This is a genomic window from Salinivibrio sp. HTSP (assembly GCF_003390965.1).
GTDB lineage: Bacteria > Pseudomonadota > Gammaproteobacteria > Enterobacterales > Vibrionaceae > Salinivibrio > Salinivibrio kushneri.
The window spans coordinates 57729-69854 of sequence record NZ_PXUD01000079.1 but is presented as its reverse complement, the minus strand read 5'-3'; the positions used below and the strand labels follow the sequence as shown (position 1 = coordinate 69854).

Annotated in this window: 9 protein-coding genes and 1 pseudogene; 1 reads left to right on the top strand and 9 read right to left on the bottom strand. The window is 50.8% G+C overall.

Features of this window, described 5'->3' with window-relative positions:
- Positions 1-103 precede the first annotated feature (103 nt).
- Both C7A19_RS13900 and C7A19_RS13895 read right to left on the bottom strand, forming a co-directional pair.
- On the bottom strand, positions 104-952 hold the full coding sequence (locus C7A19_RS13900; protein WP_116645166.1) for an ion transporter: 849 nt from the start codon (positions 950-952) through the stop codon (positions 104-106).
- A 109-nt stretch (positions 953-1061) separates the two neighbouring features.
- The gene (locus tag C7A19_RS13895; RefSeq protein WP_077484877.1) at positions 1062-1700 is read right to left on the bottom strand and encodes a YchE family NAAT transporter; all 639 of its coding nucleotides are present in this window, start codon (positions 1698-1700) and stop codon (positions 1062-1064) included.
- Between the two features lie 561 nt (positions 1701-2261).
- Here C7A19_RS13895 and adhE point away from each other — a divergent pair.
- Complete coding sequence (adhE, locus tag C7A19_RS13890; protein ID WP_255566388.1) at positions 2262-4991, top strand: bifunctional acetaldehyde-CoA/alcohol dehydrogenase; 2730 nt, start codon at positions 2262-2264, stop codon at positions 4989-4991.
- A 72-nt stretch (positions 4992-5063) separates the two neighbouring features.
- Here adhE and C7A19_RS13885 read toward each other — a convergent pair whose 3' ends face one another.
- From C7A19_RS13885 to cmoA, 7 genes and pseudogenes are all read right to left on the bottom strand, one after another.
- Positions 5064-5711 carry an SDR family NAD(P)-dependent oxidoreductase gene (locus C7A19_RS13885; RefSeq protein ID WP_077521223.1) on the bottom strand — a complete coding sequence of 216 codons (648 nt, stop codon included), beginning with the start codon at positions 5709-5711 and terminating at the stop codon, positions 5064-5066.
- A gap of 258 nt (positions 5712-5969) precedes the next feature.
- A complete protein-coding gene (locus C7A19_RS13880) occupies positions 5970-6482 on the bottom strand; it encodes a VC2046/SO_2500 family protein (protein ID WP_069361226.1) in 513 nt (170 codons plus the stop codon).
- 137 nt (positions 6483-6619) lie between these two features.
- Complete coding sequence (locus C7A19_RS13875) at positions 6620-7627, bottom strand: alpha-L-glutamate ligase-like protein (RefSeq protein WP_116645165.1); 1008 nt, start codon at positions 7625-7627, stop codon at positions 6620-6622.
- A gap of 46 nt (positions 7628-7673) precedes the next feature.
- Positions 7674-9176 (bottom strand): annotated as a pseudogene (locus tag C7A19_RS13870) (inactive transglutaminase family protein); the annotation flags it as partial.
- Positions 9177-9185: 9 nt separating this feature from the next.
- On the bottom strand, positions 9186-9974 hold the full coding sequence (locus tag C7A19_RS13865) for an ATP-dependent zinc protease (protein ID WP_077459200.1): 789 nt from the start codon (positions 9972-9974) through the stop codon (positions 9186-9188).
- 344 nt (positions 9975-10318) lie between these two features.
- The gene (gene cmoB, locus C7A19_RS13860) at positions 10319-11290 is read right to left on the bottom strand and encodes a tRNA 5-methoxyuridine(34)/uridine 5-oxyacetic acid(34) synthase CmoB (RefSeq protein ID WP_116645163.1); all 972 of its coding nucleotides are present in this window, start codon (positions 11288-11290) and stop codon (positions 10319-10321) included.
- A gap of 27 nt (positions 11291-11317) precedes the next feature.
- Positions 11318-12046 (bottom strand): carboxy-S-adenosyl-L-methionine synthase CmoA, encoded by a 729-nt coding sequence (cmoA, locus tag C7A19_RS13855; protein WP_077521232.1) that lies wholly within the window; start codon positions 12044-12046, stop codon positions 11318-11320.
- Positions 12047-12126: the final 80 nt, after the last annotated feature.

The window sequence follows — 12126 nt, the reverse complement described above, 5'->3', positions numbered from 1 at the left end:
TTCTGTGAGAGGGATGAGGCGGCAACGCCTCACCCTACTCGATGTTATCGGTATCTCGTGCTTTTACGCGCAGGCCTGCCGTGTCACTCAACGTGAAGCCGTGTTATAGCCCAGGTGTAACCACGCGCTTATCGGCTTCTGGCAGCTCACTGCCACAGTGCTTACAAAATGAGGCGTCGGACTCATGGCCGCTTTTTGAGCAGTTAGGGCATTTTACCAAGTTGCGATGCAGTGACATCTGCTGACCGATTTCGGCGGTGATAATCCCGGTAGGCACGGCAATAATCGAATAGCCCATCAACATGGTGAAAGACGCGAGTGCCTTGCCAATATCGGTTTGCGGCACAATATCGCCATAGCCGACGGTGGTGAGGGTGACGATAGCCCAATAGATGGCATAGGGAATACTGGTAAAGCCATTCTCTGGCCCTTCAATCACGTACATGAGTGCGCCGAAGACGGTGACCAGGATCGCCACGGAGAAGAAGAAAATCATTACCTTTCGCGATGACAGCAACATCGAGCGCAACAAGATGTTGGAGTCTTCCAAAAAGCGCATCAGCCTCAAAACACGGAAAATGCGCAATACCCGCAATAGGCGTACCACCATCAGGTATGTCGTCCCTGGGACAAAAATCGCGATATAGGTGGGCAGAATCGCCAGTAAATCCACCACGCCGTAAAAGCTTCTTGCATAAGCAGACGGGCGCGGTGAGCAATAAAGGCGCAGTAAATACTCGACGGTAAAGATGCCGGTAAAGCCCCATTCAATCCAATAAAGCCATTGTGACCATTTAGCATGGACACTTGCGATCGACTCCAGCATCAACGCCACCATCGAGGCCAAGATCATCACAATCAGCGCCAAATCAAATGCTTTCCCGTGCTTCGTCTCGGTGCCAAAGATGGTGGTGTATAGGTAGTGTTGAAGACGGCTTTGTGACTTATTCATTCGCTTACCTTGCTAAAAATCTTCCATGATTGAGCCGCAAAAAACCGGCACGGCAACTGACTGCGTGCCGATTTTTTATCTTTACGCGCTGAAGGGGCTTATCGCGCGTTTAGCTAAGGCCGGGGAACAAGGCGCGCATGCCAGAGGCGATAAACTCAATCCCGAGGGAACCAAGGATAAGGCCCATTATCCGCGTAATAACGTTGATACCCGTTTGGCCTAAAAATTTCACCACTGCAGGACCGACTTTAAACAGCCCCCAAATCCCTGCAGAGAACAGCACTAGGGTGGTGATGAGTGTAATCGTACTCCACGTATCGGGGTACTGAGAGCCATAAACAATGGTTGAGCTGATCGCACCTGGCCCCGCGAGCAGTGGCATCGCCAGCGGTACCACGCCCACCTGTTCACGGCTGATGGTCTCGGATTGCTCCTGCTTGTTTTGCTTACCTTCCCCCAACTTACCGTTCATCATGGTAAAAGCGATACTGAGCAGCAGCATGCCACCGGCTACCCGGAATGAATCGAGTGAGATACTGAATAAATCCAGCAACATCTGTCCGGCAAGCAAGGAAACAATCAAGATGATCGCCACCGCGATGGCGGCGGTGTATGCCGTGCGGTTTCGTTCTTGTTTATCAAGATGTACGGTGAGGGTGACAAAAACGGGCATGATACCGATAGGGTTAACGGCGGCAAAAAGCCCGACAAAAAACTGTACAAAAATCATGGTGTCAAAAACGGCCATGGCGAATCTCGTGATGCTGTGAGGAAGTCCAGTTTCTCTCGGGTTAAATCAATGGCGCCAGTATAGCGATGTCAGCCTAAAAACCAACCACTCAGCTTTTATTTTCTGAATGCAATAGTTGCGCGTTTTGAACCCGCTTTCGCTGATAACCCAAACGATTTATCGTCATGCAACTTTCGCTCGGCAAACTATACTGAGGGTCGATGTCGTGAACAGAAACAACCGTCTTTCGGGTTTTTTGTTGAAATTTACATACAGTATCGGCATTTATAGTTGCCTTGCCATGTAAATTATATGTTACTGTGATGAAAATTTTAGACACATGCGTTCTGTGCTACAAAAATATTAAACCCAGTGATTGTGGGGGTTAAGCGTAAATTTTATTGCGGTTGATTTGATAACAACTGATCGAGATCAAGTTACTCACGCTGTGAAAACTTATACTCAGTTTTGAAAGTTATTTACTAAATGCCACGCACCGAACGGCGACACTAAGTAAAGATAAACAAGGCTTAGTAAGCCAAGACGCTGCGGCAAGCAATTACTAAATGATTTTCAAATATGAACCAGGAGACGACTATGCCTGTCACTAATATTGCTGAACTCAACGCGATGGTTGAGCGTGTCAAAAAGGCACAACAAGAATTTGCCACCTATTCACAGGAGCAAGTAGATAAGATCTTCCGTGCCGCATCACTGGCTGCAAACAACGCGCGTATCCCACTGGCGAAACAAGCGGTTGAAGAGTCAGGCATGGGTATCCTCGAAGACAAGGTTATCAAAAACCACTTCGCCTCTGAGTTCATCTACAACAAATACAAAGACGACAAAACCTGCGGCATTCTGGAAGAGAATGACGAATTCGGCACCATGACCATCGCCGAACCCGTTGGCCTTATCTGCGGTATCGTTCCAACCACTAACCCAACGTCGACTGCGATCTTCAAATCACTGATCTCACTGAAAACGCGTAACGGCATCATCTTCTCGCCACACCCACGTGCGAAAAACTCGACCAATGATGCGGCGAAGCTGGTTCTTGATGCAGCCGTGGCTGCGGGCGCACCTAAAGACATCATCGGCTGGATTGATCAACCATCAGTTGAGCTTTCTAACGCACTGATGAAGCACGACGACATTAACCTGATTCTGGCGACCGGTGGTCCAGGCATGGTGAAAGCGGCATACTCATCAGGTAAACCGGCGATTGGCGTAGGTGCGGGTAACGTGCCTGTGGTTATCGATGAAACCGCTGACATTAAACGTGCTGTCGCGTCTGTGCTGATGTCAAAAACCTTCGATAACGGCGTGGTGTGTGCGTCCGAGCAAGCAGTTATCGTGATGGACGAAGTCTACGACGAAGTGAAAGAACGCTTTGCGTCGCACAAAGGCCATGTATTGAGCAAAGCAGACGCCGATAAAGTGCGTAAGGTACTACTTATCAACGGTAACCTTAACGCGGATATCGTGGGCCAACCTGCCACTAAGATTGCGGAGATGGCCGGCGTAAGCGTGCCATCAGACACGAAAATCCTGATTGGTGAAGGGCTGGAAATCAGCATTGAAGAAGAGTTTGCGCACGAGAAACTCTCTCCAACCCTAGGTATGTTCCGCGCTAAAAGCTTTGAGCACGCTGTCGACATGGCTTGCAAAATGGTGGAAATGGGCGGTATCGGTCATACCTCAGGCCTGTATACCAACCAAGACGTTAACCAAGACCGTATCAAGTATTTCGGTGATCGCCTGAAAACAGCACGTATTCTGGTGAACATTCCAACCACGCATGGTGGTATCGGTGACTTGTACAACTTTAACGTTGCACCATCACTGACATTGGGCTGTGGCTCATGGGGTGGTAACTCAATTTCTGAGAACGTTGGGCCTAAACACCTGATGAACAAGAAAACCGTAGCGAAGCGAGCTGAGAATATGCTGTGGCACAAACTACCAAAATCGATCTACTTCCGTCGCGGCAGCTTGCCAATCGCATTGGGTGACTTGGAAGACAAGAAACGCGCGATGATCGTGACGGACCGTTTCCTGTTTAACAACGGTTATTCTGAGCAAATCGAGTCAATGCTTAAAGCGCAAGGCATGGACGTGAATACCTTCTTTGAAGTAGAAGCGGATCCAACATTGACCGTGGTGCGCAAAGGTGCGGAAGCGATGAAGAGCTTCCAGCCAGACGTGATTATTGCCCTAGGTGGTGGTTCACCGATGGATGCTGCGAAAATCATGTGGGTCATGTACGAGCACCCTGAAACGGCGTTCGAAGAGCTAGCGATGCGCTTTATGGACATCCGTAAACGTATCTACAAATTCCCGAAAATGGGTAAAAAAGCCGAGCTGGTTTGTGTGACGACCACATCAGGTACCGGTTCAGAAGTGACACCATTTGCGGTAGTGACAGACGATAAAACGGGCGCGAAGTACCCACTGGCCGACTACGAGCTGACACCACAAATGGCAATTGTGGATGCCAACCTAGTGATGAACATGCCGAAGTCACTGACTGCCTTTGGTGGTTACGACGCGATTACTCACGCGATGGAAGCCTACGTGTCTATCCTGTCTAACGAGTATTCAGAAGGGCAAGCTCTGCAAGCGTTGAAACTGCTGAAAGACTATCTGCCAGCAAGCTATACGCACGGTGCAAACGACCCAATCGCACGTGAGAAAGTGCACAATGGTGCCACCATTGCCGGTGTCGCGTTTGCTAACGCCTTCTTGGGTGTGTGTCACTCAATGGCGCACAAAATCGGTGCTGAGTTCCACCTACCACACGGTTTGGCGAACGCATTGCTGATTTCTAACGTGGTGCGTTTCAACGCCAATGACAACCCAACCAAGCAAACAGCTTTCTCACAGTACGACCGCCCACAAGCACGTCGTCGCTATGCAGAAATCGCTGACCACCTTGGCCTAGCTCAAGCCGGTGACCGTACCGCACAGAAGATTGAGCGTTTGCTAGCCTGGTTGGAAGACATGAAGTTGAAACTAGACATCCCAACCTCTATCCAAGCGGCGGGTGTACCAGAAGCAGACTTCATGGCCAAACTGGATGAGCTGGCGGAAGAAGCGTTCGATGACCAATGTACAGGCGCTAACCCACGCTATCCACTGATCAAAGAGTTGAAAGATGTGTTGGTTGCGTCTTACTACGGTAAACCATACGTAGAATGTGAAACCTTTGAAGGCACCACGGTGATCAAGAAAAAAGATGACCGACCAGCCGCCGCGCCGACTAAAGCCGCGAAAGCTGTGAAAAAAGATGAAAAAGCAGACGCCTAATAGACCCTAGGCAACTGCTTAACGACAAAGACCCGCTCCGGCGGGTCTTTTTGTATTTGAGAGAGCGATCTTCTATCCACTTGCCTCTAACAACCGGCCGTTAAAAGAATCGTTGGAGACGATGTACTCGGCATTGCGAATAAATTCATCATCAATGCCGCTGTTCGCCTGGTGACGATGGCGCGGAACAATACCGCCGACACGAATTTTCAGTGCTGATAGCTCCTTCGCCCACCGTTGGGTCAAGCCGCCAATCATGGCGTTGGCAACCGTATCCGGCGTGAGGTGGGTGCCCGCGACATTAATGATCACCCCAGGTGTGCCGCGTTGTTGCATGCATTCTGCTGCGCGTTGGACCACCAGAAAATATTGTGACGTGGTATCACTGAGGGTTTTGGGGCCATCGTAGTGTTTTTGTCTGTCAAACAGACTAGGCAAAACATCCCCTTGCCAATGATTGATCAGTACATCAATCCCACCAAAAAGCTGAGTGACTTGGGTGAACGCATCGTGAATCGAATCAGGCTCATGATCGGCGAGACAAATAGGCTGAACACGCCCCAGGTAGTCGCGACATTGATCGGCACTTAGGCGTAGTGCTGGCCACTCGGTATCGAGCAAAACCACGTTTGCGCCAAGCGAGCAAAAGTGCTCAGCCATGGCGCGTCCGGACGGTGAGCCACCTGCGGTAATGACGACCACTGCGCTATCGATCTTCATGAGAATTTCCTCATAATTATCAGTCTATTAAAACAAACTGATGCATTTATTTACCCAAGCAAGTCACGAGAAAGTGACAGCTTACTCACACCCTATTCAAGCATGGGAGTGTAATACTGGACCATAAATACGAGGACTGCGAAAAAAAGACGCAAAACGTCAGGAGGAATGGCAAAAAGAATATCGGGAATCTATAGAGGATCACAGTTTGATAAAGGATCAACAAATGTCATCAAGATCGACTTGCGATCTGACGCATTATGCGCTCACACGCATTTTATCAAAGCAATGCGAAGTGGTGAGTTTTTCATACAAGGTGGCAGGGTTATAGGCGGGGCGCTTGGGCTCGGTATCGGCTAAATGACGGCGCTCGTGGCCAGACAAATTATGATAGACCGCCTCATCAAAACCGTGTGTGCCTTGGGGGGGATAATGCATTGCCGCTGGGGCAAGCTGAAAGCGTAGATTCGCGCTGGCAATACCGCCGCGGTGAAAGGCATCGGCTTGTGCCCCTGCACGCAAATAGTCTTGTTCATTGCTCGCGGCAAGAGGTTGCGGCTCAGCCAGCTGGAACTGCTGACGGAGTACTTGGTCATTGCTGACGGGCTTATCGACGGGCGTTAGCGGGGTTGACTCGTTGGCATCCGCTGACAATAAGGCCATCATCAGGGCAAAGTCGGAACGACGACCTTGTACCACCGCTTGGTTTAGGTTGTCCCCAAACTGAACGTCGCTAATCAGCTGCGCTTTGTCGATGGTATGGATAGTCACTGTGGTTACCCTAGTTATGACCTGGTCGATAATGATGATAACTAGGGTATCGGCCGCGAGAATAAAACTTTAACACTTTTATTTTATCCTACGCCTGTCTGTGCGGTCTTGTATTCTCTATGGATGTACACGGGAAATTAGCCTGCTTGGGCAAGCCGCGGTTGCAAGGGCTGCGTACTTTGACCTGCAAAATGCTGCATCGAAAACGCCACCCGGTCTTCCGGTAAAGGCGGGTAGCGACAAGGTGGCAGCGATTCGATTAGGGCAAGACGCGGAAGCAGGCCACATCCATTGGCAATTTGAATGGCGAGGCCTGGGCGAGCATTGAGCTCCAGTACCATTGGACCTTTATCTTTATCCAGCACCATATCGGTGCCCATATAACCCAAATCTGTCATTTCCCATGCGCTGGCGGCGAGGGTCAGCAGCTGCTGCCAGTGAGGCACTCTAAGGGTATAGAGATCTTGGTGCGTATCGGGGTGGTGAGTAATAGGGCGATTAAACTGGACCGCTTTTAGTGCTTTACCTGTCGCCATATCTAACCCGACGCCGACGGCCCCTTGGTGTAAGTTAGCTTTGCCATCAGACGCCGATGTCGATAGACGCATCATTGCCATCACTGGGTAGCCTTGAAAAACGATCACCCGGATATCAGGCACACCCTCATAGCTAAATCCTTGAAAGCTATCATCAAACGCAATTAAGTTTTCGACCACCGCCACATCGGCTTTGCCACCCAGCGAGAACAGGCCCGCCAAGGTATTGGTGATATGGCGCTCCACATCATTGTGGCTGACCGCTTTCCCTGAGGCTTTGGTATAGACACCTTGGTGGTTTTTAGTCACCACTAAGATACCTTTCCCGCCAGAGCCCTGTGCAGGCTTAATCACAAAGCCGGACCAGTTGGCGACCATAGCGTGGATGCGTTTGACATCCGCTTGGCTGTCAATCACCCCAATCAGTTCAGGCACCGTGGCCCCCGCTTGTTGGGCGATGAGTTTAGTTTTTAGCTTGTCATCAACCAACGGATACAAACGCCGATCATTGTAACGTCCAATATAGCGAATGTTGCGCTGGTTCATGCCCATGATCCCCGCTTGGTTAAGCCGAAACGGCGAGGCTAACTTATCGAGGAGTTTGCGCATCATCGTCTCCTGAGGTGGCTGCCAGTCCAAGTGGCTTATTACTCGGCTCCGCTAGGGGGCGGAAGCGCTTGAGTTCCGACAAGCGATAGCCCGTGTAATTACCCAGTAGCAAGATAAGGGCGAGAATAACCAACTGCAGGCCAATAAAGTTAAAGGTGAGATGGCGAACCAAATCATTGGTCATCGCTAAATACACCAGTACGGCAGTGAGCAGTGAGCCGCCACCTTGAATGACCACTTCCTTCGCCCCTTCTTCTTCCCACAAAATCGACATCCGTTCGATGGTCCACGACAAAATGATCATCGGGAAGAAGGTAATGGTGAGTCCCTCCATTAAGCCAATGTGGAAGGCAATCACGCTAAAGACGGAAATAATCAGGATCACGGTAATAATCACGGCCGATATACGTGCTACCAAGAGTAAATTGAGCCGGGATAAGTAGCTTCTGATCACCAGCCCCGTACCGACAATGAGTACAAAACCAACAATACCGGTAATGAGCTGGGTCTGGACAAAGGCGACGGCAATGAGCACTGGCATAAAGGTGCCAGAGGTTTTGAGCCCAACAATCACCCGCAAGAACACCACAATGAGCGCCCCTATCGGGATCAGCATGATGGTTTTGAACATCGCCTGCTCTTCAATCGGCAAGCTATGAATCGAGAAGTTAAGCAAATCGTCGGCCGACACTTTGGCCGAAGTGGCCTGTTGCGGACTGATATCTTGCGAAATGATGGAGAAATGCACCTGGCTGTGCTCACCGCCCATCACTTCCAGCAGCGGCCCGCCATGTTGGTTCCATAACAGTGTGTTATCGTGATGGCCATTTTGGCCGCTCACCAAGTCAAACAAATGCCAGCGGCTGTCTTGCCACACTTGCAACATGGGAGAAATGCTTTGTCGACGCCGGCCATCCTCAAGCTCTAAACCGCCTACTACGCGCGCATGAATGCCTTCAATGGCCAAGGTTTTGCGCAGGGCGTCGGGTTTATCCAGTGTGTTGAGCAGCAGCGCCGCGTTTTGACTATCAGGACTATTAAGCTGCTTGATCAGCTCGCGGGTCAAAGTGATGTTATCGGCAGAGCGAGCACGAGCACGGTCAAGCAAAGCGAGTGCGGCGTTTTTAGCCGCATTATCCATGACAGGCGTCGCCACCGCGTCATCCTCTGGTGGGGTCATGGTGTAGCGCGCACTGTCATCGACCAGCATCTGGTTTTTAAAATAAAGGGTTTGCTCACCACTGGCGTGACGTGCCGACCACTGTGCTTGGCGGCCATGCTCTGTATCGAGTAAGGAAAACCCGTACCCGGCCGATGAAGTACTTTCATCAATCAGGGTCAGACCGGGTTGGCTATCTGGTGCGGCCAAACTGACTTTGACCGGCCCGTTGGTGGCATCAAAATTGATTCTGGCCTCGATTTGCCACACTTGGCGCGTTTCATCTGCCAGCCATGGCACGCCATAAACAAGATGGCGGTAGGCACTGAGTGCGATGCCAGCGACGACCAAAAAGCCAATCAAAAAATAAAAAGGAACCCGTGAAATCATATCGATTACCTACTTGTTGGGGGTGTCGTCATCGCCTGGCTCCGTTGGCGTGTCCGGCTGATATTGCGGATGAATGTGAACTTGGCTGACATCAACCACCGCCAAGTCTTTAAAAAATTCTCGGCCAAGCAGCACTGGGTATTCCATGTTGGTGCGATCCGCGAGGGTGAATTCGGTTTTTTCATGGATCTTGCCCACGCGGATCCAGGCTTCGACCACCGGGCGGCGCTCGGTGCTATCGCTCGACGACTGACGGATACGCACCCAACGTTTCACTGGCATTTCCATAAATACCGGCTGGTCATTGTTTTCACTGTGATTGACGTTGAACTTGACCCAGGTATCGCCGTCACGCTCAAACTCTTGGATATCTACCGCGTTGAGTGAGGAGGTTTCAGCACCGGTATCCACACGGGATTGGAAGGTGTTTTCGACCGCGTCAAACCAGACAAATTCGCGTCCCCCAAGAATAACCTTGCCGTCGTTAACCGGGACTCTCACCACTTTTTCTTTCACTTTTACGTCAGGGGGATTGGTCGCCATATTGGCGTAAACTTTGGCCTGCGTGCGTTGCATGACCGACAGTTGGCTCTCAAGTGCGGTCACTTTATCTGCCAACTGGTTGAGTGTTGCGCCCTGTTGCGTGAAGGTCTCGGTGAGCGCTTGCTGTTGTTGCTGGCTTTGGGCTGCCAGGTTATCAAATTTATTGAGCGTTTCTTGATGTTGGTGCTGCGAGGTTAATGTGCAGCCGGACACCGTAAGTAAAAGCGCACTGATCAGTGAGCAACGAAATAGCATCTAAATCTCCACAGCATAAGAAGGATTGCGGCTAGCCATGTCACAGGCATTAGCGCCCTGATGGCGACGGCGAGAGCAAATTCTAAAGGATGCGGCTAAGATGGGTAGGGGGATTCTGTCAAATGTTAGTCAGAATTGACTAAGTGCTGATTTAATCAACGGTCATAAAGCAAAGTCGTTAGCAAACAAGCACTCAAGCGGTGAAATAAAACACAGGACCTCAATACAAGCGTCGCGATTGCGAGCGTAACGTCAGGGCAGGGTGGATGTCAGGTAAAGACGCTTCAACACCGCCGCCAATCGGAGGGTAACTGGCGGTGGTGTTGTTTTTCAAACCCAGCAAGTTAGTCTGGGTTACGAGCCACTAAGATCGCGCGTTTGGGGGCCGGGTAGCCCTCTACGGTTTGCGCGGGGTTGTCTGGGTTTAGGTAATCTGGCAGCGAGTTATGGGTCATCCACTCGGTACTGCGCTGTTCATCGGTGGTGGTGACGCACTCGTCGACAATACGCACATCGACAAATCCGACTTTTTCCAGCCAGACTTTTAACGCACGCGCGGACGGAAAAAAGTAGACGTTGCGCATTTGTGCATAGCGACTGGTCGGCACCAACACCGCGTTTTCGTCCCCATCGATAACTAAGGTTTCCAGCACCAGCTCGCCATCTTTGCGCAACTGATCTTTGAGTTGCATAAGATGGTCGAGGGGGGAGCGGCGATGGTACAGCACGCCCATGCTGAATACTGTGTCGAATGCGCGCAGTGCAGGGAGCTTCTCGATCCCTAAAGGCAACAAATGCGCGCGCTGATCGTTACCCATCAAGCGGCGAATGGCATCGAATTGCATCAAAAATAGCTCTGATGGATCGATGCCCACGGTCAGTTCGGCCCCTTCGCCCAACATTCGCCACATGTGATAACCATTGCCGCAACCGACATCAAGCACATAACGCCCTTTTAGCGGCGAAATATGCGGCAGCACCCGATCCCACTTCCAATCGGAGCGCCATTCGGTATCAATATCAATGCCGTGTACCTGGTACGGGCCTTTACGCCAAGGGTGCAAGGTGCGTAATAGGTTTTCTAATTTTTTGCGCTCGCCATTAGGCAAGCTACTGTCATCACCTATACGCACCGCGTCTTTCAGTTCAACCGTCTCGGGCGCAGTGGTTGGGATCTTGTGCAGGACTTTTATCCACTTAGGCATATCGCCATGCGGCTGGTTTTGCCACTCGGCTAATTGCGCTGGCAACACCTCGAGCCAATGGCTTAAGCGGTTTTTAGCAATCAGCTGATAAAAATCGGAAAAATCAAACATCAGATTACTCGTACTTTCAGGTTGGTCTTACTTAATGGCGAACATTGAACCAAAGTTAAAACACTGGAACCACATGGCGACGCTGCTAAAGCCAATGGCATTAAGTCGCGCTTGGTGGGTGGTAATACTGTCTGGGCGCATCACATTCTCAAGTGCACTGCGCTTTTGGCTGATCTCAAGCTCGCTATAGCCATTGGCGCGCTTAAAGTCGTGGTGTAAATCGATCAGCAACTCATTGGCGGTGTCATCTTCAAAGCGGTACTTCTCGGATAAAATCAGGATCCCACCTGGCTTCAAGCCTTGATAAATGCGAGTGAGTAGGGCTTGGCGATCGTCAGGGCTTAAAAACTGTAGGGTAAAATTGAGCACCACCATCGAGGCATTGGTTATCTCGACGTCGCGAATATCGGCTTCGCGAACCTCAACATCGGCGGCGCCGCGATACGCGTTAACATGCAAGCGACAACGCTCAACCATGGCTTGAGAGTTATCCACCGCGATGATTTTGCAGCTGTCATGAGGGATATGGCGGCGCATCGATAAAGTGGCAGCACCCAGCGAACAGCCCAGATCGTAAATATGACTATCAGGCGCCGCAAAACGCTTGGCCAGCATGCCAATTGCCGAAATGATATTGCTGTATCCCGGCACCGAGCGCTGGATCATATCCGGGAATACTTCGGCGACATTTTCATCGAAGGTGAAGTCGCCCATTTTCTCGATAGGCGCAGCGAAAATTTTATCCTGATTAGCCATGTAAGCCCCTACACATCAGCCTAGCAGGCAGGTTCTCGCGCATGACGCGCGTAAACCCTGCCACAAAAGCGGCGTATTGT

Bases quoted from the DNA above. Each gene is read 5' to 3' on its own strand.
- C7A19_RS13900 (WP_116645166.1), bottom strand. From the start codon at position 952: ATGAATAAGTCACAAAGCCGTCTTCAACACTACCTATACACCACCATC.
- C7A19_RS13895 (WP_077484877.1), bottom strand. From the start codon at position 1,700: ATGGCCGTTTTTGACACCATGATTTTTGTACAGTTTTTTGTCGGGCTT.
- adhE (WP_255566388.1), top strand. From the start codon at position 2,262: ATGAACCAGGAGACGACTATGCCTGTCACTAATATTGCTGAACTCAAC.
- C7A19_RS13885 (WP_077521223.1), bottom strand. From the start codon at position 5,711: ATGAAGATCGATAGCGCAGTGGTCGTCATTACCGCAGGTGGCTCACCG.
- C7A19_RS13875 (WP_116645165.1), bottom strand. From the start codon at position 7,627: ATGCGCAAACTCCTCGATAAGTTAGCCTCGCCGTTTCGGCTTAACCAA.
- C7A19_RS13865 (WP_077459200.1), bottom strand. From the start codon at position 9,974: ATGCTATTTCGTTGCTCACTGATCAGTGCGCTTTTACTTACGGTGTCC.
- cmoB (WP_116645163.1), bottom strand. From the start codon at position 11,290: ATGTTTGATTTTTCCGATTTTTATCAGCTGATTGCTAAAAACCGCTTA.
- cmoA (WP_077521232.1), bottom strand. From the start codon at position 12,046: ATGGCTAATCAGGATAAAATTTTCGCTGCGCCTATCGAGAAAATGGGC.